Source organism: Hydrocarboniphaga effusa AP103, from assembly GCF_000271305.1.
In the GTDB taxonomy this organism is placed as follows: Bacteria; Pseudomonadota; Gammaproteobacteria; order Nevskiales; family Nevskiaceae; genus Hydrocarboniphaga; species Hydrocarboniphaga effusa.
Window position 1 is genome coordinate 122,621 of the sequence record NZ_AKGD01000002.1, and the last position, 20,070, is coordinate 142,690.

The 20,070-nt window shown below is 66.9% G+C and carries 15 protein-coding genes; 7 read left to right on the forward strand and 8 right to left on the reverse strand.

Annotation, left to right across the window (positions count from 1 at the left end):
- Positions 1 to 106: 106 nt before the first annotated feature.
- Positions 107 to 2,320: a TonB-dependent receptor gene (locus WQQ_RS12030; RefSeq protein WP_007185453.1), complete on the forward strand. Its 2,214-nt coding sequence runs from the start codon at positions 107 to 109 to the stop codon at positions 2,318 to 2,320.
- Positions 2,321 to 2,324: 4 nt separating this feature from the next.
- On the opposite strand, the gene WQQ_RS12035 is transcribed toward WQQ_RS12030, so the two are convergent.
- Together WQQ_RS12035 and WQQ_RS12040 are read right to left on the reverse strand one after the other, a co-directional pair.
- Complete coding sequence (locus WQQ_RS12035) at positions 2,325 to 3,014, reverse strand: response regulator (RefSeq protein WP_007185454.1); 690 nt, start codon at positions 3,012 to 3,014, stop codon at positions 2,325 to 2,327.
- Positions 3,007 to 5,697 carry a DUF4118 domain-containing protein gene (locus tag WQQ_RS12040; RefSeq protein ID WP_007185455.1) on the reverse strand — a complete coding sequence of 897 codons (2,691 nt, stop codon included), beginning with the start codon at positions 5,695 to 5,697 and terminating at the stop codon, positions 3,007 to 3,009. Before WQQ_RS12040 ends, WQQ_RS12035 begins: the two co-directional genes overlap by 8 nt.
- A 295-nt stretch (positions 5,698 to 5,992) precedes the next feature.
- Between WQQ_RS12040 and WQQ_RS12045 the strand changes: the two genes are divergently transcribed.
- Positions 5,993 to 7,468, forward strand: a complete 1,476-nt coding sequence (locus WQQ_RS12045) for an alpha-amylase (RefSeq protein ID WP_007185456.1) — start codon at positions 5,993 to 5,995, stop codon at positions 7,466 to 7,468.
- A 7-nt stretch (positions 7,469 to 7,475) separates the two neighbouring features.
- Here the strand turns inward: WQQ_RS12045 and kdpC are convergent, their stop codons facing one another.
- From kdpC to kdpF, 4 genes are all read right to left on the reverse strand, one after another.
- On the reverse strand, positions 7,476 to 8,036 hold the full coding sequence (gene kdpC / locus WQQ_RS12050) for a potassium-transporting ATPase subunit KdpC (RefSeq protein ID WP_007185458.1): 561 nt from the start codon (positions 8,034 to 8,036) through the stop codon (positions 7,476 to 7,478).
- Positions 8,037 to 8,210: 174 nt separating this feature from the next.
- A complete protein-coding gene (kdpB, locus tag WQQ_RS12055) occupies positions 8,211 to 10,235 on the reverse strand; it encodes a potassium-transporting ATPase subunit KdpB (protein WP_007185459.1) in 2,025 nt (674 codons plus the stop codon).
- 129 nt (positions 10,236 to 10,364) lie between these two features.
- Positions 10,365 to 12,068 (reverse strand): potassium-transporting ATPase subunit KdpA, encoded by a 1,704-nt coding sequence (gene kdpA, locus WQQ_RS12060; RefSeq protein ID WP_007185461.1) that lies wholly within the window; start codon positions 12,066 to 12,068, stop codon positions 10,365 to 10,367.
- The gene (gene kdpF / locus WQQ_RS23735) at positions 12,068 to 12,157 is read right to left on the reverse strand and encodes a K(+)-transporting ATPase subunit F (RefSeq protein WP_083844530.1); all 90 of its coding nucleotides are present in this window, start codon (positions 12,155 to 12,157) and stop codon (positions 12,068 to 12,070) included. The genes kdpA and kdpF overlap by 1 nt, the downstream gene beginning before the upstream one ends.
- 191 nt (positions 12,158 to 12,348) lie before the next feature.
- Here kdpF and WQQ_RS12065 point away from each other — a divergent pair, with 191 nt between their 5' ends.
- From WQQ_RS12065 to WQQ_RS12075, 3 genes are all read left to right on the forward strand, one after another.
- Positions 12,349 to 12,666: an EF-hand domain-containing protein gene (locus WQQ_RS12065; RefSeq protein WP_007185462.1), complete on the forward strand. Its 318-nt coding sequence runs from the start codon at positions 12,349 to 12,351 to the stop codon at positions 12,664 to 12,666.
- 72 nt (positions 12,667 to 12,738) lie between these two features.
- Positions 12,739 to 13,806 (forward strand): hypothetical protein, encoded by a 1,068-nt coding sequence (locus WQQ_RS12070; RefSeq protein ID WP_007185463.1) that lies wholly within the window; start codon positions 12,739 to 12,741, stop codon positions 13,804 to 13,806.
- 130 nt (positions 13,807 to 13,936) lie between these two features.
- Positions 13,937 to 14,260: a YajG family lipoprotein gene (locus tag WQQ_RS12075; RefSeq protein WP_007185464.1), complete on the forward strand. Its 324-nt coding sequence runs from the start codon at positions 13,937 to 13,939 to the stop codon at positions 14,258 to 14,260.
- Between the two features lie 37 nt (positions 14,261 to 14,297).
- On the opposite strand, the gene WQQ_RS12080 is transcribed toward WQQ_RS12075, so the two are convergent.
- Both WQQ_RS12080 and pip read right to left on the reverse strand, forming a co-directional pair.
- Complete coding sequence (locus WQQ_RS12080; protein ID WP_007185465.1) at positions 14,298 to 15,710, reverse strand: FAD/NAD(P)-binding protein; 1,413 nt, start codon at positions 15,708 to 15,710, stop codon at positions 14,298 to 14,300.
- Positions 15,711 to 15,949: 239 nt separating this feature from the next.
- Positions 15,950 to 16,897: a prolyl aminopeptidase gene (pip, locus tag WQQ_RS12085; protein ID WP_007185466.1), complete on the reverse strand. Its 948-nt coding sequence runs from the start codon at positions 16,895 to 16,897 to the stop codon at positions 15,950 to 15,952.
- A gap of 273 nt (positions 16,898 to 17,170) precedes the next feature.
- On the opposite strand from pip, the gene WQQ_RS12090 reads away from it, so the two are divergent.
- Positions 17,171 to 19,057: a lytic transglycosylase domain-containing protein gene (locus WQQ_RS12090; protein WP_007185467.1), complete on the forward strand. Its 1,887-nt coding sequence runs from the start codon at positions 17,171 to 17,173 to the stop codon at positions 19,055 to 19,057.
- Between the two features lie 298 nt (positions 19,058 to 19,355).
- The gene (locus WQQ_RS12095) at positions 19,356 to 20,051 is read left to right on the forward strand and encodes a hemerythrin domain-containing protein (protein ID WP_007185468.1); all 696 of its coding nucleotides are present in this window, start codon (positions 19,356 to 19,358) and stop codon (positions 20,049 to 20,051) included.
- The last annotated feature ends 19 nt before the right edge of the window (positions 20,052 to 20,070 follow it).

Here is a 20,070-nt window from a genome sequence, read left to right on the forward strand (position 1 = left end):
CTTGCCGGGCAATGCCAATGATTTGATAATCATTATCAACAAGGCGGCGGCCATGACCCCCGGCCCAGTCGATCGCCAGACCTTCCAACCCTAGAGATTCTCCTTCATGCGCAAGACTTTATTGGCCGCCGCAGCCGCTCGCCTTGGTTTTCCGCTGCTGTTGGGCACCCTGGTGAGCACGGCGGCTTCGGCTCAGCAGGTGGCGCAAAAAGCCGCCGAGCCGACCGCATCGGCCAGCGAGCCCGCCGCGGACCCGGCCGAAGTCATCGTCATCGCGAGCGGCTCGCAGGTCGACCTGACCAAGCCCTATGCGGGCGGCCAGGTGGCGCAGGGCGGCCGCGTGGGCCTGTTCGGCAACGTCGACCTGATGGATTCGCCGTTCAACAGCACCGCCTACACGGCCGACCTGATCCGCAACCAGCAGGCGCGCAGTGTCGCCGACGTGGTCCAGAACGATCCGTCCGTGCGCCTCGCGCGCGGCTTCGGCAACTTCCAGGAGGTCTACATCATCCGTGGCTTCGAAGTCAGCTCGGACGACATCGGCTACAACGGCGTCTACGGCCTGCTGCCGCGCCAGTACGTGGCGGCCGAACTGCTCGAGCGCACCGAAGTCTTCCGCGGCGCCAACAGTTTCCTGAACGGCGCCGCGCCCGGTGGAAGCGGCATCGGCGGCACCATCAACCTGGTGCCCAAGCGCGCGCCGGACGATGACCTCACGCGCCTCAGCGTCGGCTATGAAAGCGATGCGATGGGCTACGCGGCGGCCGACGTCGCGCGTCGATTCGGTGACGACAAGCGTTGGGGTGTTCGCGGCAACCTGGTCGGCCGCAAGGGCGACACCTCGATCGACGACGAAGCGCGCGAACTCGGCGTGCTCGCGCTGGGCCTGGACTATCGCGGCGACAAGCTGCGCCTGTCGGCCGACCTCGGCTATCAGGACCATCGCATCGACGCGCCGCGTCCGAGCGTGACGCCGACGACGGGCATTCCCGATGCGCCGAAGTCCGATTCCAATTTCGCGCAGGACTGGAGCTTCTCGGAGGAGAAGGACTTGTTCGGCGTGGCGCGTGGCGAATACGACTTCACCCAGCACATCACGGCCTGGGCCGCGGTCGGCGTGCGCGACAGCGAGGAGCACAACGTGCTGGCCAACCCGTCGGCCGACGCGGACGGCAATTACACGGTGGGCCGCTTCGACAACTATCGCGAAGACAGCGTGCTCACGGGCGATGCCGGCGTGCGCTTCGAATTCAAGACGGGCTCGGTGGGCCATCGCGCAGTGCTGTCGGCCTCGGCTTTCGAGCTCGATTCGAAGAACGCCTATGCGATGTCGATGTCGAGCATCAGCGGCAACCTCTACGACTTCTCGTCGTCGCCGCAGCCGGCGGCCGACTGGTTCACGGGCGGCGACATGAACGACCCGCTGACCACGTTCAAGACCAAGACCAGCAGCTACGCGATCGCGGACACGCTCGCGCTGCTCGACAAGCGCGTGCTGCTGACGTTCGGTGCGCGCTACCAGGTTCTTCAGCAGTACAGCTACGACTACAACACCGGCGACGGCGGCAAGACCTACGACGACAACACCTGGTCGCCGATGGCGGGCCTGGTGTTCAAGACCAGCGACAAGGTTTCGCTGTACGCGAACTACATCGAAGGCCTGATCCCGGGTGATGCGGTGCCGCAGCAGATCAACAACGTTCCGGTCGAGAACGGTGGCGACGCGCTGTCGCCGTTCAAGTCCAGGCAGACCGAAGTCGGTGCCAAGTACGACGGCGGCAACCTGGGCCTGGGCTTCGCGCTGTTCGAGATCAACAAGCCGAGCAGCTTCTTCGACGGCACGCGCGTGACGCAGGACGGCGAGCAGCGCAACCGCGGTGCGGAACTGACCTGGTTCGGCGAGCCGATCGACGGTTATCGCGTGCTCGGCGGCATCACGGTGCTCGATGCCAAGTTCACCAAGTCCGATGGTGCGGACGATGGCCAGGAGCCGATCGGCGTCGCCGACCTGCAGGCGAACCTGACGGTCGAATACGACCTGCGCGCAGTGCCGGGCCTGAGCTTCGAAGCGCGCGGCAACTACACCGCCTCGCAGAAGGCCAGCACGACCAACGACCTGAGCATTCCGTCGTGGACGCGCCTGGATCTCGGCACGCGCTACGCGTTCGAAGTGGCCGGGCGCGCGGTCACCTTGCGTGCGCGCGTCGACAACGTCACGGGCCGCGATTACTGGGCGTCGACGGGCGGTACCTTCGGGGCCAACTATCTCGTGCTCGGCAACCCGCGCACCTTCACGCTGTCGGCCTCGGTGGACTTGTGAAGCCTCACGGCATCTTCAAGCGATAGCCCACGCCCGGCTCGGTGACGACGTAGCGCGGAGCCGCGGCGTCGTCACCGAGCTTGTGTCTCAGCTGGCCGATGTAGACGCGCAGGTATTGCGTGTCGTCCTCGTGCACCTTGCCCCAGACTTCGCGCAGCAGCTGCGGCTGCGTGATCACGCGGCCCGCATGCCGGGCGAGCACGGCGAGAATCGCGTACTCCTTGCGCGACAGGCGCAGCTCGATGCCATCGAGCGTCACGCGGCGCAGTGTCAGGTCGATGCGCAGCGCGCCGGTTTCGATCACCGGTTGCGAGCCGCTGGCCTGCAGCCGATGGCGCAGCGCTGCGCGAATGCGCGCGAGCAGTTCGGCGATGCCGAAGGGCTTGGTCAGGTAGTCGTCCGCGCCCGCATCGAGTGCGCGCACCTTGCCGCCTTCGTCGTCGCGCACCGACAGCACGATGATCGGCACGCTCGAAATTTCGCGGATGCGCGGAATCAGATCGAGCCCGTCGGCGTCGGGCAAACCGAGATCGAGGATCATCACGTCGGGCTTGTCCTGCTTGAGCGCGGCGAGGCCGGCTTCGGCGTTGGCGGCTTCGATCACCTGCAGCGATTCGGCGCCGAGGCTCACGCGCAGCAGCTTGCGGATCTGTGGCTCGTCGTCGACGACCAGGACACGGATCGTTTCAGTCATCGCGCACCTGGGGCGGCGTCTTGCGCGGCAGGCGCATCTCGATCACTGCGCCGCGGCCTTCTGCAGGTGCGAGCGCGCGCACCTGTCCGTCCTGCGCCGCAAGCAGGCCACGGCAGATCGCCAGCCCCAGGCCGGTGCCCGGCGCGGTGTGATCCTGCGATTGCACGCGATGGAACATGTCGAAGATCTTCTCGCGATCGGCCGCCGGCACGCCAGGGCCGTGATCGCGCACGCGCAATAGCAACCACTGCGACTGCGTGCCCAGCGCGATCTCGATCGGTGAGCCGGCCGGCGAATACTTGGCCGCGTTGTCGATCACGTTGACGAGCGCCTGCTCGAGCAGCAGTGGATCGCACCAGGCCAGCGGCAGATCACCGGCGCTGTCGATCGGCACGTCCCGCCCCGAAAGTTCGCGACGCAGCCGGTTGCGCGCGCGTCCCGCGATCTCGCGCAGATCGCACCATTCGCGGCGCGCTTCGATGCGGCCATAGCCGAGCCTGGTCATGTCGAGCAGGTTCTGCACGAAGCGATTGAGGCGCTCGGATTCCTCGACGATGGTGTCGAGCAGGGCACTGCGATCGTCGGCGGAGAGCCGCTCGTTCTGCGTCTGCAGGCTCGTCGCCGCGCCGAGGATCGAGGCGAGCGGCGTGCGCAGATCGTGCGAGACCGAAGACAGCAAGGCGGCGCGCAGTTCCTCGCCCTGGCTGTTCACGCGCTGGTCTCCGATCTCGGCGGAGAGCATCACGCGTTCGAGCGCGACCGCGGCCTGGTCGGCGAGCGCATCGAGCAGGCGCCGCTGTCCGGCAGAAGGAGGCCGCCTGCGCTCGTGCAGATGCAGGCCGAGCAGGCCGACCACGCGCTGCGCGGTCGCCATCGGCACGAACAGCCATTGCGAAGTCGGCAAGGTCTGTGTCGAATAGCCGGCCGGCTGTCGGTGATCCCAGCACCAGTGCGCGGCCGCGCGATCGGTTTCGCGAAACTGGTAGTCGGGGCCGATGCCGCGCCGCGCCGCCGGACGCAGCGCTTCGGCGGGACGCTCGATGACGGCCACGCAAGGCAGGTCGAGCGTCGCCTGCACGTGCTCGGCGATGATGCGCGCGACTTCGTCCCGACCGAGCGCACCGGCGACGCGTCGCGCGAAATCGCTCAGGTTGGCGTTGCGCCGCGCGGTCTTGCGCAAGGCTTGCATCTGGCTGCGCAACTGCCCGCCGAGCCGGCCCATGAGCACGGCCACGATCAGGAACACCGCGAGCGTGAGCACGTCTTCGTGACGCTGCAGATTGAGCGTGTAGCGCGGTTCGGTGAAGAAGAAATCGAGGCTGCAGGCCGCGACGACGCTGGTGACGATGGCCGGCAGCGGGCCGGCGCGCACCGCGCTCACGAGCACCGCGACGAGGTAGAGCAGGGCCAGGTTTTCGAGCCCGATCCAGCGATCGACGAACAGGCCGACGAGGGTTGCGAGGGTGACGAGCGCCAGGCCGGTGATGTGGTCCTGCCAGCGCCAGCGCTCGGCCGCGATCGGATCACGCGTGTTCGACGCATCGCACGCGTCGTTCCGCGTCGGCACCACGGTGATGTCGAACGGCGCGCCCGATCGCAGCAACGCGTGTGCGAGCGAGCGTCGCCGTCGCCAGCCGGCGCGCACCGGGTTCGATTGCCCGACCACGATCTGGGTGACGTTGCGCGAGCGCGCATAGCCGAGCACTTCGGCGGCGACGTTCTCGCCCGGAATCGTCACCGCCTCGCCACCGAGCGCCTCGGCCATGCGCAGGGTTTCGGCGATGCGGTCCTTGGCCTCGTTCGGCAGGCGATGGGCACGCGAATCGATCACGTGCACCGCGATCCAGGCGATGCCGCGCGTGTCCGCGAGCCGGGCCGCGTTGCGGATCAGGCTGCGATCGATCGCCTTGCCGCCGACGCAGACGAGCAGGCGCTCGCGCGCCGGCCAGGGTTCGCTGACCGCGTGGCGCTGTCGATACGCGAGCATCTGCTGATCGATGCGCTCGGCCGCCGCGCGCATCGCCAGTTCGCGTAGTGCAGTGAGGTTGCCGCGCGAGAAGAAGCCTTCGCGCGCCCGCTGCGCCTGCTCGCCGAGATAGACCTTGCCTTCGTCGAGCCGGCGCAGCAGCTCTTCGGGCGGCAGGTCCACCAGCTCGATCTCGTCGGCGCGTTCGAGCACGGTATCGGGCAGGGTTTCACGAACGCGCACGCCGGTGATGCGCAGCACCACGTCGTTGAGGCTTTCGAGATGCTGCACATTGAGCGTGGCGAGCACGTCGATGCCCGCCGCGAGCACGTCCTCGACATCCTGCCAGCGTTTCACGTGCCGGCTGCCCGGCACGTTGGAATGCGCGAGTTCGTCGATCAGCGCGAGCTTCGGCTTGCGCGCGATCAGCGCATCGGTATCGAGTTCGCCGAGCGTGCGACCGCGATAGTCGAGCGTGCGCCGGGGCAGCACTTCGAGCCCGTCGAGCAGGGCTTGGGTCTCGCGCCGACCATGCGTCTCGACGATGCCGACGACGACGTCGACGCCGCTGGCCTTGGCCGCCTGCGCGGCGCGCAGCATGTCGTAGGTCTTGCCGACGCCCGGCGAAGCACCCAGAAAAACCTTGAGCCGGCCACGGCCTTCGCGCTGCGCTTCGAGCAGCAGCGTGTCGGGCGAGGGGCGGGCGGGGTCGGTCATGCGGAATTCTAGGGCCCGGTCGATGTCATGGGATGAGCTTGTCCCCTCTCCCACTTGTGGGAGAGGGTGATCCGAAGGACCGGGAGAGGGTCGGCTTGGAAAGTGAGCGCAGCTTTCGGGCGCACCCTCTCTCCCCTGCTGCGCAGGGACTCTCTCCCGCGAGCGGGAGAGAGGACAGGCAAGGCGATCTTCGATGTTGCTCTCTCAGTCCGTTCAGCCGCGCTTGCGCCAGTGCTTCGCAGATTAGCGTCCTGCGCGCCAGGACAAGCGCGAAGCAGACTGGAAAGGGAGCGGCATGAGTCAGATCAACGGCGTGATGATGCAGTACTTCCACTGGTATCTCGACGCCAAGGACGAGCTCTGGCAGCGTGCCGCCGCCGATGCGCCCAAGCTCAAGGAACTCGGCGTGACCTCGGTCTGGCTGCCGCCGGCCTACAAGGCCACGCGCGGTGCCGAGGATGTCGGCTACGGCGTGTACGATCTGTTCGACCTCGGCGAATTCGATCAGAAGGGCAGCGTGCGCACCAAGTACGGCACGCGCGACGAGTATCAGAAAGCCATCTGGGCGCTCAAGGAAAACGGCATCCGCGTCTACGCCGACGTGGTGTTCAACCACCGCATGGGTGCCGACGAAACCGAGACCGTGCGCGCCTATCGCGTGGAGATGGGTGACCGTACGAAGGTGTCCGCCGAAGCCGAAGCAGTCGAGGCCTGGACGCGCTTCACGTTCCCGGGGCGCGGTGGCGCGCATTCGGACATGCGCTGGTCGGCCGAGCACTTCACCGCCTTCGATCTGAATACCGACCAGGGGCCGGCGATCTTCCTCGTCGAAAACAAAGCGTTCTCGCAGGACGTCGACCAGGAGAACGGCAACTACGATTTTCTGATGGGTGCCGACGTCGACACCGACCATCCGCAGGTGCGCGAGGAGCTCAAGCGTTGGGGCCTGTGGTATCTCGACGCCACGGGCGTGGATGGCTTTCGCTTCGACGCGGTCAAGCATGTCGACGCCGAATTCTTCCTGTCCTGGCTGCACGAGCTGCGCGTGGAGACTTCGCGTGATCTGTTCGCGGTCGGCGAATACTGGTCCTACGACGTCGAGGCCCTGCATCACTTCATCGAGAAAACCAACGGGCAGATTTCGCTGTTCGACGCGCCGCTGCATTACAACTTCCACCTCGCTTCCAAGGCCGGCCAGGACTACGACCTGCGCACGATCTTCGACAACTCGCTCGTGGCCCAGCAGCCCGCGCTCGCGGTGACGCTCGTCGATAATCACGATTCGCAGCCGCTGCAATCGCTCGAATCGGTCGTGGAGCCCTGGTTCAAGCCGCTCGCCTACGCGCTGATCCTGCTGCGCCGCGACGGCTATCCCTGCCTGTTCTTCCCGGACTACTACGGCGCGCATTACCAGGACACCGGCCCCGACGGCAACGAGCACGAGGTCTGGATGGACAGCCATCAGTTCCTGATCGATCGCTATCTTCAGGCGCGTCATGCTTACGCTTACGGCGATCAGTACGACTATTTCGACGAAGCCGGCTGCATCGGCTGGACGCGCCTGGGTGACGCCGAACATCCGGGCGGCATGGCCGTGGTGCTCAGCAATGGCGACGGCGGCGTGCGGCGCATGGAGATCGGCCAGGCCCATCGTCGCTATGTCGACATCACCGGACACATCGAAACACCCGTCGAAACCGGCGAGGACGGATGGGGCGAGTTTGCCTGCCCGGCCGGATCGGTTTCGGTCTGGGTTCCGGCCGAGCAATAGCCACTCATCACGGCAGTGCGTCGAGCGCCAGATTCAGCGCGAGCACGTTGACGCGCGGTTCTCCGAGAAAGCCCAGCTGCCGCCCTTCGGTGTGCTGTTTCACGAGTGCTTCGACGCGTTCACGCGGCAGCTTGCGTGCATTCGCAACGCGGTCGATTTGATACGCGGCAGCGCTCGGCGACAGATGCGGATCGAGCCCGCTGCCGGATGCCATCGCGAGATCGGCCGGAACCGGCCGATCATCGTGACGCAGCGCTGCCACGCGTTGCGCGATGGCCTCGTTGAGCGACTTCGTCGCCACGCCGAGATTCGATCCGCTCGACGCCGCCGCGTCGTAGCCGTCCTTGCCGGCCGATGATGGACGCGGGTGGAAATAGCCTTCGCCGCTGAAGTTCTGGCCGATCAGCGCGGAGCCAACGACCTTGCCTTCGCGTTCGATCAGGCTGCCGTTGGCAGTGTGCTTGAACAGCAGCTGCGCGGTGCCCGTGACGACGGCAGGGTAAAGCACGCCGGTGATGAGCGTCATGAGCAGAAGGAAGCCGCCGACTTGGCGCAATGAATTGAGCATGGAATGACTCCGTTGGATGCAGGGCTCTGAGGCCTGTAGTGGTGAGGGCGCGCCAGTCCCGTATGGCGTGTCATTTTCCAAGCGGCGTTCCCTCACCCACCGCTGTCACGGCACCCTCTCCCGCACGCGGGAGAGGGAAGACGAACACCGCGTTGTCGACATCCGAAATCAGGTTCAAACCAGACCCAGCGCATTGATCGCCAGATCCACGAGCTTGATGCCGATGAACGGCGCGACGAGGCCGCCGAGGCCGTAGATGCCGAGGTTGCGTGCGAGCAGTTGCGAGGCGCTCGCGGGCTTGTACGGCGTGCCGCGCAGCGCGAGCGGAATCAGCGCGACGATGATCAGCGCGTTGAAGATCACCGCCGACAGCACCGCGCTCGCAGGCGATCGCAGCTGCATCACGTTGAGCGCCTGCAGGGCCGGATAAACGCCCGTGAACAACGCGGGAACGATCGCGAAATACTTGGCGACGTCGTTGGCGATCGAGAACGTGGTCAGCGAGCCGCGCGAGATCAGCATCTGCTTGCCGACCAGCACGACGTCGAGGAGCTTGGTCGGATCGCTGTCGAGATCGATCAGGTTGGCGGCTTCGCGTGCGGCCGGCGTTCCGCTGTTCATCGCCACGCCGACGTCGGCCTGCGCGAGCGCGGGCGCATCGTTGCTGCCGTCGCCGCACATCGCCACGAGCCGGCCTTCGGCCTGCGCGCTGCGGATCAGTTCGAGCTTCTTCTCGGGCGTGGCTTCGGCGAGATAGTCGTCGACGCCGGCTTCGGCCGCGATCGCGGCGGCGGTCAGCGGATTGTCCCCCGTGATCATCACCGTGCGAATGCCCATGCGGCGCAACTCGTCGAAGCGAGCCTTGATGCCGGGCTTGACGACGTCGCTCAGCGCGATGATGCCGAGCAGCTTGTGGTTGCGCGACACTGCGAGTGGTGTTGCGCCGCCGCGCGCGATCTTCTCGACGATCCTGAGCATCTCGGCATCGGCGCCGACATTGGATTGCTTGAGCACGGCCTGCACCGCGCCCTTGCGCAACTGCGTTCCATCGCGCAGATCGGCGCCGGACAAGCGTGTCGAGGCCGAGAACTCGATGCTGTTCGCGATGGCGCTCGCATCGGCTTCGGCGAGCTTCTGCTCGCGGATGAGCTCGACGATGGATTTGCCTTCGGGCGTGGTATCGGCGAGTGAGGCGTAGAGCGAGGCTTCGGCCAGCTGCTCGCGCGAAGCATCGCCGACCGGAACCAGGTGCGTCGCGCGCCGATTGCCGAAGGTGATCGTGCCGGTCTTGTCGATCAGCAGCGTATCGACGTCACCGGCCGCTTCGACCGCCCGGCCCGACTTGGCGACGAGATTGCGGGCCGACAGGCGATCCATGCCGGCGATGCCGATCGCCGACAGCAGGCCGCCGATGGTGGTGGGAATCAGCGTGACGAGCAGCGCGGCGAGCAGCGGCACCGACAGCGAGATGCCCGCATACGAGGCCCAGGCCGGCAGCGTCATGACCACGAGCAAGAAGATCAGCGACAGCCCGATCAGCAGCACGGTCAGCGCGATCTCGTTGGGCGTCTTCTGGCGCGAAGCGCCTTCGACGAGCGCGATCATGCGATCGAGAAAGCTCTCGCCCGGATCGGCGCCGATGCGCACCACGATCGTGTCCGACACCACGCGCGTGCCGCCGGTGACCGCGCAGCGGTCCGAGCCCGATTCGCGAATCACCGACGCCGATTCGCCGGTGATCGCCGATTCGTCCACCGAGGCGATGCCGTCGATCACTTCGCCGTCGCCCGGAATCAATTGACCGGCCTCGACGAGCACCAGATCGCCGCGGCGCAGCGAGCGATTGCTGACGAGCTCGATGCGCCGGTCGTCGAGACTGGCGAGCCTCGCTGCCTGCGTTTCGGTTTGTGCGGATCGCAGCGCGTCGGCGCGTGCCTTGCCGCGGCCTTCGGCGAGCGCTTCGGCGAAGTTGGCGAAGATCACCGTGAACCAGAGCCACAGCGCGATCTGCAGGTTCAGGCCGAGCGCTTGGCCGCCGCTCGTGAAGCTCGCGAGCGTCGACACCGCGGCGACGACGGCGGTCATGAACATGACGGGGTTGCGGAACTGCTTGCGCGGATCGAGCTTGGTCAACGATTCGATCAACGCGGGTTTGAGGAGCGCAGCGGATAGCAATGGCTGCGTTTGCGTCGTGCTCATAAAAGCTCCTTCGTTATGACCTCTCTCTCTGGGGAGAGGGCAGGGTTGAGGACTCGCAGCGCTGGACCTGCTTGCGACGAACAGGCCCTTCCCCTCGGTCCCTCTCCCGGAGGGAGGGGAAGAAGGGCATCAGAACTGCTGGCCGGCCAGCGTCGAGAAATGTTCGGCGACCGGCCCGAGCGCGAGCGTCGGGAAATAGGTCAGCGCGCCGACGATGAGGATCACGCCGATCAGCAGCGCGACGAAGATCGCGCCATGCGTGGGGAACGTGCCGGCCGAAGGCGGAATGCGCTTCTTGGCCGCGAGCGAACCCGCGATCGCGAGGATAGGCACGATCGGCCCGAAGCGGCCGATCAGCATCGCGATGCCGAGCAGCGTGTCGTGAAAGGCCGTGTTCGCGGTGAGCCCCGCGAAGGCCGAGCCGTTGTTGCCGGTCGCCGAGGTGTAGGCGTAGAGCATTTCGGACAAGCCATGCGGCCCCGGATTCGCGAGCCCCGCGACGCCGACCGGCAGCGCGATCGCGAACGCGCCAAGCACGAGGATACCGAGCGGCATCGGCATCAGCGCTGCGAACACCGCGAGCTTCATCTCGCGCGCTTCGATTTTCTTGCCGAGATATTCGGGCGTGCGGCCGACCATCAGGCCGGCGATGAACACCGTCAGCAGCGCGAACACGAGCATGCCGTAGAGGCCCGAGCCGACGCCGCCGAAGATCACTTCGCCGAGCTGGATCATCACCATCGGCACCAGCCCGCCGAGCGCGGTGAAGCTGTCGTGCATGGCGTTGACCGCGCCGCAGGAAGCCGCCGTCGTGAACACCGCGTAGATCACTGAAGACAGCGTGCCGAAGCGCACTTCCTTGCCTTCCATGTTGGCGAGCGCCGGATCGACGCCGGAGGCGACCGCGAATGGATTGCCCTGGCTTTCGGCCCAGTAGCCAGCGCCGATCGCGAGCATCAGCGGGATGAGCATGGCCGCGAACAAGGCCCAGGCCTGGCGCCTGTCGGAGGCCATGCGGCCGAACAGAAACACCAGGCCGCCCGCGAGCCCGAGAATGCCGAGCATCTGCAACGCATTGCTGAGCGGCGTCGGGTTCTCGTACGGGTGCGCGGAGTTGACGTTGTAGTAGCCGCCGCCGTTGGTGCCGAGAATCTTGATCGCTTCCTGCGAGGCGACCGGACCTTGCACGAGCGTCTGCTGCGCGCCTTCGAGCGTGCTTGCGGACACGCTGGCTACCAGATTCTGCGGCACGCCCTGCCAGACCAGCAGCAGCGCGAACACGATCGAAAGCGGCAGCAGCACGTAGAGCACGGCGCGCGTCATGTCGACGTAGAAGTTGCCGACGCTCGAAGTTTCGCGACGCACCAGGCCGCGCACGAGCGCGAGCACCACGGCGATGCCGGTCGCGGGCGACAGGAAGTTCTGCACGGTGAGCCCGAAGGCCTGCGAGAACATCGACATCGTCGATTCGCCGCCGTAGGACTGCCAGTTGGTGTTGGTGACGAAGCTGATCGCGGTATTGAGCGCGAGATGCCAGGACAGTCCCGGCAGGCCGCCCGGATTGAGTGGCAGAAGATTTTGGAACTTGAGGATCGCGAACAGCAGCGCGATGCCGGCGCCGTTCACGGCGAGCAGGGCGCGTGCGTATTCGCTCCAGTTCTGCTCGCGCTGCGCATCGACTCCGCAGGCGCCGTAGACGAGGCGCTCGGGCAGGGCCAGCGCGCCGCCGCGATCGGGCGAGAGCATGGCATGCAGGTAGCGGCCCGCGAGCGGACAGAGCACGAGCAACGCGGCGGCGTAGAACAGCAGCTGCAGCAGATCGGGCGCGTTCATCAGAACCGCTCCGCATGCAGCAGCGCGTAGAGCAGATAGGCCAGCAAGCCCATCGCGATCGTCCCGCCCCACCAGAATGCCAATGTCATGTGCCGTCCCTTTTTCGTTGAAGGTTGGGAGGGCGGCAGTATCGAAACCAGCGGCGCTAAGGCTCCATTCCGATCGGTGGCGCAGGATGTAAAGAATGCATAAAGACACGACACGGGCCAGAGCCCCGAAATGCGGGCGCAACGGTCTTACACTGCGTACCCGTCCCGGATGCCGTTGCCGAATTCGCCGAATGTCCAAGCCCCCACTTTCCATCGCCCGACCGCTGGCTGTGCTCGGCGGTGCCTGCCTGCTGCTGGCTGCCTGCGGAGGGCGCGATGTGCGCGACGAAGGGCCGATCACCTTCCAGCAATTCGAAGCCGCGGATGTCGATCACGACGGCAAACTGAGCAAGGCCGAACTCGAAGCCATCCCGGAGCTCGCACCCTATTTCGACAGGATGGATACCGATCACAGCGGTTTCCTGTCGTGGACCGAAGTCAGGGCGGGGCGCTTTCCGGTGTTTCGCATGCCGCGGCCCGGCGATAAGTCGGATGGAGAGTACCGATAGCGATCGACGTGCTATTTACGTTCCAAGCGAAACAATTTTAAATAAATGAGAACAGGCTAGGCCGGGACGCGAATGAAATCGCTGCTGCTGGTTTTCTGTGTACTGATTGCGGTGACGCTGCTGGCCCTGGGGCTGGCGGGCAAGAGACCGCGTCCCTCCGACGGCCGCTGGGTGCCGGTGAACGCCTCCGGCCGCGCCGGCCTCATCGTGCTCGCGATGACCGTCGCGCTGGCCGCGATCGCCTACCAGGCCGGCTGGATCTTCGCCCCGCGCGGAGCGACCAAGGTCTGGACTTCGGAGGCCGCGCCGCCCATCGGCGGCGGCAACACGTCGCCGATGGTTCCGAAATCGCTCTGGAACGAAGCCGCGGTGGCCCAACAGGCCGCCGATGCGCGCCGGGCCGCGGGTATCGGCGACGAGCCAGGCTCGCCGGCCCAGGCGCCCACGCCCGAGGCCGCAGCCCAGCCGGCATCCGCAGGGCCGGCGGAATCGGAGCCGAGCCTGGCCCAGGTGAAAGCGCGATTGCAGGCCCAGGTGCCCCCATCGAATTCCACCACCCCGCTCGCCGCCGCCGGACCCGAGCCGCCGCCCTGCGATTGTGCGAATCGATCCGCGACGTCCGCCGCCCCGAAGACCAGGCCCGCCGCGGGTGGCGCTGCGTCCAGGCGCTCGACGCGGTCGACGGCGAGCCGATCGGTCGCCGCCGCGCGCGACGGACGCGTCGATGTCTGCGACCTGCAGCGCCGCTACGGTACCGACCAGCTGTCGTATTACGGGCTGGCCGAATCCGGGCCGGGAGCGGTTTCGTCGGGCGCGTACGCGCGGCCCTCCGACAGCGCCGGCTCGGTGCTCGTGCGCAACCGACTGGGCCCTGCGCAGCGCGCCGAAGTGGTGCGTATCAGCATCGACGGCGGCGCTGCGGGCGAACTGCGGCTCGGCCCCGGCAAGACTTCCGGGTCGGTGCGCCTGCGCGTTGCGGCCGGCAGAGCGCGCTATCGCTTGAGCGGCTACACCGACTTCGCCGACGGCCGTCGCGTTCCGATCGCCGGCGAAGGCTGGATCGTCGAAGGCGACGTTTCGCTGCAGGTTCGCACCGCCGATGCGAGTGGCGGTGGAGCGCTGTATCTGGAGCCGGGCTGAGCAACTCCGCTTAAGCTGCTGCGCTCCGCGTCTCGCACGAGGGCGATGCTCGCAATCCACATTCGATCTGCATTCGCTCACGACGCCTGAACGAAGTTTCCCAGTGAACTTTCATCCCAAGGGAATACCCATGTCCGACCTGCTCAAGCTCATGCTCGCCACGATCATCGCGTTGTCGATGGCGGGCTGCTCCCACCGGAAAACACAGGTGGCTGCCTCGCCCGAGGTGGTCATCGAGGCCATCGACGTCGGTGACGATGTTTCGATCACGAGCAAGAACGGCAAGCTGCACCGCTTCATCGTGACGCGCATGACCAACAAGGCGCTCTACGGCGACGGCTACAAGGTCACCTATGGCGAGATGAGCAGCTTCGAGATCAAGAAGAAGGCCAAGAAGCGAAAGGACGGGCCTGAGCCTGTCGATCTCGACGCGGAGCCCGCGACGGCTCCGTAAGCGCTCCGCAGGGGGCGCCGACGAGCCGGGCGCGCGCTCAGCCGGCGGTCGCCAGCGGCCGGGCCAGCTCGCGAAGCGAGCGCTGCAATACCGCCGACAGCGCGGCCACGTGCCGGCGCAGTTCGGGTACCGCGGTGGCCTCCCAATGCTGGGCGCGCAGGAACGGGCCGACGTAGTGCAGCACCGGCGACGGGCGCCCGTCCTGGCCGACGAGCCGGTAGTCGCCGTCGACGATCAGGCCGAGTCCGAGCTCGTCGGGCGTCAGCAGGCCGTCGTCGCGCAGCTGGGCGATCAGCGCTTCGCCGGTCGTGCGCGTATCGCTTTCCGGCCCCGTGCAATTGATCACGCAGCCGACGCCCAGGCGCTCGATGCGGTCGCCGCCGCGCGGCTTCCAGAGCACCTCGACGCCGTCGGCGTGATCCTCGTAGCCGGTCACGCGCCCGGCGAGCACCTGCAGGTCGCCGTCGGCGCGTTCGGCGTCGAGCAGCCGGCCGAGCGCCGGGGCGCAGCGATGGCGATGCGTATCCCAGAAGGTGCGCAGATGACGGATGAAACGGCGCCGTTCCTGGGTCGACAGCGCCTGCCAGAGCGTCGGCGTCGCCGCGCGCAGGCTGCCGATGATGTCGCGCCAGTCGACGTCCGCGCTGCGTGCGAGCTCGAGTTCCTGGCGCAGCCCGCGCAGGTAGTCGGCCGCGTTCGGCGTGGCGGGCAGGCGCTTGGGCAGGCCGCTGGTGTAGACCGGGTGGATTTCGAGTTCGCGATGCGGCTGCGGCAGCAGGCCGCGACGCGACAGCGCGTAGATCGGCGCGTGATGGCCGCGCGCGCGCAGGCTCAGCAGGGTGTCGAGCATGGTCAGGCCGGTGCCGATCAGAAATGCCGGCTCGTCAGGCTTGACCACGTAGAGCGCATCGGCACGCCAGGGGTCGCGCACGTAGCGCGGGTGGCTGTAGAAGCCCTCGTATTCGGGCGCCACGCGCGGATCGGCCGGGGCGAAGTTGCCGAGCGCGAGCACCACGCGATCGGCTTCGATCACCCGGCGCGGCTTGAAGTGCACGCGGGCCCCTTCGCCGACCACTTCGATGCGCTCGACGTCGCCGACCATGGGCCGGTATTCGCTGCCCGCGGGTGCGGCGCGCGCGGCTTCGCGCGTGATCCATTCGAGGTAATCGCCGAACAGCCGGCGCGAGACGAAGCTGTTGGCCGACAGCTCCGGGTCTTCGCGCCGGGCGTAGCGCAGGAAGCTGTCGTCGTCGTCCGGAAACGCGCTCATGCGCCCGGCCGGCACGTTGAGCACGTGCTCGTCGGTGCGCGTGCCGTAGGCCAGGCCGCGGGCCATCAGGCCCGAGCGGTTGATCAGCACCACGCGCAGCGGTTCGCTGGCCTGGCGCAGCAACTGGGCGGCTGTGACGGCGCCGCAAAAGCCGGCTCCGATGATGACGACGGTCTTCATGTGGGTTCCATTCGAGGTCGGGCCCGATGCCTGGCAACCAAGCCAGTCAGATTAGGCGTGGACTGTTGCAGCGTATCGATCGCAACGATGAGTGCACCAATATCGAAACCGTCTAAAAACGCCGCTCCAGGTGAATTTGCGCCGCATTTCCGTCATAAGGCCTTGCGAATGCGCGGGGCAGATCGGGCCGTCGTAGGGCCTGGCTCGACCGTCCCGCGAGGGCTTCGGCCACGCGTGCCCTACAGCGAGGCAAAGCGCTCGGTTGCCGCGACCAGCCTCGACAGCACGCCCGGCTCGCTCGCCGCGTGGCCGGCGTCGCCGACGATCTGCAGGTCGGCCTCGGGCCAGGCACGGTGCAGATCCCAGGCCGACTTGATCGGGCAGACCACGTCGTAGCGGCCCTGCACGATCACGCCCGGAATGTGGCGGATGCGGTAGGCATCTTCGAGCAGCTGGTTCGGCGAGCGGAAGAAGCCGTTGTTGACGAAGTAATGGCACTCGATGCGCGCGAAGGCCTCGGCGAAGTGGTCCTCGCCGAAGCGGGCGACCATGTCGCGGCTCGGCAGCAGCTTGCTGGTCGCGCCTTCCCAGATGCTCCAGGCGCGCGCGGCCTCGCGACGCACCTGGACATCGTCGCTGGTCAGCCGGCGGTGATAGGCGTGCAGCAGGTCGTCGCGCTCCTCGCGCGGAATCGGCTTGAGGTAATGCTCCCAGGCATCCGGGAACAGCCAGTTGGCGCCCTCCTGGTAGAACCAGCGGATCTCCTCCGGGCGCAGCAGGAAGATGCCGCGCAGCACCAGCGCGCGCACCGCGTCCGGGTGCGTCTGCGCGTAGGCCAGCGCGAGGGTCGAGCCCCACGATCCGCCGAACACCACCCAGCGCTCGATGCCGAGCAGCCCGCGGATGCGCTCGATGTCGGCGACCAGGTCCCAGGTGGTGTTGTCGCGCAGCTCGGCATGCGGCTTCGAGCGGCCGCAGCCGCGCTGGTCGAACAGCACGATGCGGTAGAGCTGCGGGTTGAAGAACTGACGATGCCAGGGCTCGGTGCCGCCGCCCGGACCGCCGTGGACGAACACCACCGGCTTGCCGCGCGGGTTGCCGCATTCCTCGATGTAGATCTCGTGCAGCTCCGAGACCTTGAGACGGTGCGTGCGGTACGGCTCGACGGCAGGATAAGGCTGGCCCATGGCAGGTCTTGGAGGCTTGCTGAAGATGCGGGTGGCCGGCCGGATGCGGGTGACAGGCCGCTCGTGATTTTCGATATCGACGTGTCGGTAGCTTATCCCAGGCGCTCGCCCGTTCCGACCGCGAAACCGTCCTGATCGCGGCCACGGTCTATAGGCTGAGGCGCTTGCACGTGCTTGTTGCGGAACAGCATTTGTTCATCCGGGAGGCCTGGGCTAGCATCGTTCGGTGAGCTTCCCGCCGGCCTTCGGCCGGCCTCGCACCCGGGGTTTTCAGTGCAAAGGATTCATTGGTTTTCCACGCTGCTGCTGGGTTTCGCGGCGGCATCGAGCGCCCAGCAGGCGGCGCAGCCGGCACCCGCGGAAGCCGCGCCGCTGAGCGCGCCGGTCGGCACCGATCCGGTCGTAACGCAGCCTGCCGCCGCTGTCGAAGCCGTGACGAATGTTGTCGATCGGGCCGCCGATGCGGCCGAACCTGCGGCGCCGGCCGAGGCCGCCGAAGCGCCCGGCCAGGCGCCCGTGCAGGCGGTGGTGCCGGGCACGCCGGCGGCTGCCACTGCGGCGGTCGCCGGCAGCACCGCCCCGCGCGAAGGCAAGATACCGGCGCTCGATTCCAGGCTGTTTCCGCGCTACGACTCGCTCCAGCCCAAGGTCGCGTTCTGGACCAAGGTGTTCGGTCAGTATTCCGAGAACCAGAGCGCCATCCACTCGTCGACCTACCCGAACAAGGTATTCGAGGTGCTCGATTTCCGCGCCGACGCGATGCGCCTCGACAAGCTCGCGCTCGCCAGGCTCAAGAACGACGAGGAGACCCGGGCCAAGGCGCGCTACAACCGCCTGCTCGAAGAAGTCGACAGGCTGCGCGACAGCCCGCAGCAACTCAACGAAGAACAGCGCCGCGTCTGGCAGCTCTATGCCGATGTCCCGGGCGAGCGCCGCTTCCGCGATGCGGTCGGCACCCTGCGCGCCCAGCGAGGGCTCAAGGAGCGCACCGCGCTCGCGCTCGAGACTTCGGGCAAGTACATGCCGGCGATGGAAAGCATCTTCCGCAGCTACGGCCTGCCGGTGCAGCTCACCCGGCTGCCGTTGGTGGAGTCGAGCTTCAACGTCGAGGCCTATTCCAAGGTCGGCGCGGCCGGCCTGTGGCAGTTCATGCCTTCGTCCGCGAAGATCTATATGCGCTTGAACGAGGTCGTCGACGATCGTCGCGACCCATGGACCAGCACCGACGCCGCCGCCCGCCATCTGCGCGACGACTACAACGCGTTGGGCGCCTGGCCGCTCGCGCTGACCGCGTACAACCACGGCCGCGGCGGCATCGCGCGCGGCCTGCAGAAGGTCAACGGCAACACGCTGCCCGACCTGATCGCGCGCTACGACGCCAAGAGCTTCGGCTTCGCCTCGCAGAACTTCTATGCGGAATTCCTCGCCGCCTCCGACGTCGAGCGCGAATGGAAGACGCATTTCGGCGAGCAACTGCAACGCAATGCGCCGCTGCGCTACGACACCGTCGAGACCAAGCACTACGTGCCGTACGAAACCCTGCGCCGGCTCTGCGACGCCGACGATGAGGTGTTCCGCAAGCTCAATCCGGCGTACCGGCCCGAGGTCATCGAAGGCAAGCTCTACGTGCCGCCGGGCCATGTGATCCGCATTCCGGCCGGACATGCGAGCGCGTTCAACGTCGGCTACGCCAAGCTCGGCAGCAGTGAGCGCTTCGACAGCCAGCGCAGTTTCTTTCTGTTGCACAAGGTCGCCAAGGGCGAATCGCTCGGCAAGATCGCCAAGCAGTACGGCACCAGCGTCGCCTCCATCAAGAGCGCGAGCGGGCTCAAGAACGACAGCGTGCGGATCGGCCAGCTACTCAAGGTGCCGCCGCGCGAGGAGCGCCGGCCGGGGCCGGTGATCGTGGCGGTGGGCGAATCCAAGCCCAGTCTCACGCGCGCCGAAACCGCAGCCGTCGAGGCCGAGCGCCGCGAGCAGGCCAGGCCGGCCGCCAGGAGCAAGCCCAAGGCACCGCGCACGCACAAGGTGCGCTCGGGACAGACGCTCAGCAGCATCGCCAAGCAGTACAAGGTCAGCGTGAATTCGCTGCGCGATGCCAACGGCATCGACGGCAGTCATCTGGCCGTTGGGCAAAAGCTGCGCATTCCGGCGAGCTGAGAACACCCCGACTCAGCTGCTGTGCTCGGCAGCCCGCATGCGGGCGGTGCTCGAAATCCTTGCGTGTATCGATCACGCTTCGTCGCCGGCTTGCCGATGCGTGACATTGAATCCCTCATCGGCCGGGCCATCGACCCGCGCTCCGTCCGCATGCGGACTGTCTTCGCTCACGACGCTGATTCGGGGTTTTCTGCGCGGTGTAAGAAGTTTTTAAGATTCGCTGACGAAACATTTAGCAACGCGGCCAAGGCCGCGTTCCTAGACTGCGCTCCTCGAAAATTTCTTTCAGGAGCTTCCGATGACCTTCCCGACCGCGCCGCGCTACGATCTCTACGCCGGCATCCATAAAGCCCTGCGCGCCTTCATGGCGGACACGCTCGTCGCCATCGGCCGCATGGATGAGGGCGATGCCGCCGACACCGGTCCCGCGCTGGCGCAGCTGCGCGCCCTGCTCGGCTGCATGAGGGCGCATCTGGGCCACGAGAACGAGTTCATCCATCCGCTGCTCGAAAGTGTCGCCGTCGGCGCGGCAGCGCGCATTTCGATCGAGCATGTCGAGCATCAGCGCGAGATCGCCACGCTCGAAGCACAGGTCGACGCCTTCGAAGCGGCCGACGCCTCGGCGCGCCCGGCGCTCGCGCTGAAGCTGTATCGGGAGCTCGCGTTGTTCGTGGGCGAGAACTTCTCGCACATGCAGTACGAGGAAGTGGTGCATGGGGCGCAGCTGTGGGCGCACTGCAGCGACGCGCAGCTGCTCGATCTCGAACATCGCATCGTCGCCTCGCAGACGCCCGACGAAGCCATGCTCGTGCTGCGCTGGATGCTGCCGTACATGACGCACGCCGAACGCTGCGCTTTGCTGTTCGGCATGCGCGCGATGGTGCCGGCGCCGGTGTTCGCGGCGGTGCTCGAGCTCGCGCGTGCGCATCTGCGCGAAGGCGACTGGATCAAGCTCGACGCGGCACTGTCGGCACCGAGCTTGCGCGCGGCTTGAAATGCCGGTGGGTTACGGG

Bases quoted from the DNA above. Each gene is read 5' to 3' on its own strand.
- WQQ_RS12030 (WP_007185453.1), top strand. From the start codon at position 107: ATGCGCAAGACTTTATTGGCCGCCGCAGCCGCTCGCCTTGGTTTTCCG.
- WQQ_RS12035 (WP_007185454.1), bottom strand. From the start codon at position 3,014: ATGACTGAAACGATCCGTGTCCTGGTCGTCGACGACGAGCCACAGATC.
- WQQ_RS12040 (WP_007185455.1), bottom strand. From the start codon at position 5,697: ATGACCGACCCCGCCCGCCCCTCGCCCGACACGCTGCTGCTCGAAGCG.
- WQQ_RS12045 (WP_007185456.1), top strand. From the start codon at position 5,993: ATGAGTCAGATCAACGGCGTGATGATGCAGTACTTCCACTGGTATCTC.
- kdpC (WP_007185458.1), bottom strand. From the start codon at position 8,036: ATGCTCAATTCATTGCGCCAAGTCGGCGGCTTCCTTCTGCTCATGACG.
- kdpB (WP_007185459.1), bottom strand. From the start codon at position 10,235: ATGAGCACGACGCAAACGCAGCCATTGCTATCCGCTGCGCTCCTCAAA.
- kdpA (WP_007185461.1), bottom strand. From the start codon at position 12,068: ATGAACGCGCCCGATCTGCTGCAGCTGCTGTTCTACGCCGCCGCGTTG.
- kdpF (WP_083844530.1), bottom strand. From the start codon at position 12,157: ATGACATTGGCATTCTGGTGGGGCGGGACGATCGCGATGGGCTTGCTG.
- WQQ_RS12065 (WP_007185462.1), top strand. From the start codon at position 12,349: ATGTCCAAGCCCCCACTTTCCATCGCCCGACCGCTGGCTGTGCTCGGC.
- WQQ_RS12070 (WP_007185463.1), top strand. From the start codon at position 12,739: ATGAAATCGCTGCTGCTGGTTTTCTGTGTACTGATTGCGGTGACGCTG.
- WQQ_RS12075 (WP_007185464.1), top strand. From the start codon at position 13,937: ATGTCCGACCTGCTCAAGCTCATGCTCGCCACGATCATCGCGTTGTCG.
- WQQ_RS12080 (WP_007185465.1), bottom strand. From the start codon at position 15,710: ATGAAGACCGTCGTCATCATCGGAGCCGGCTTTTGCGGCGCCGTCACA.
- pip (WP_007185466.1), bottom strand. From the start codon at position 16,897: ATGGGCCAGCCTTATCCTGCCGTCGAGCCGTACCGCACGCACCGTCTC.
- WQQ_RS12095 (WP_007185468.1), top strand. From the start codon at position 19,356: ATGACCTTCCCGACCGCGCCGCGCTACGATCTCTACGCCGGCATCCAT.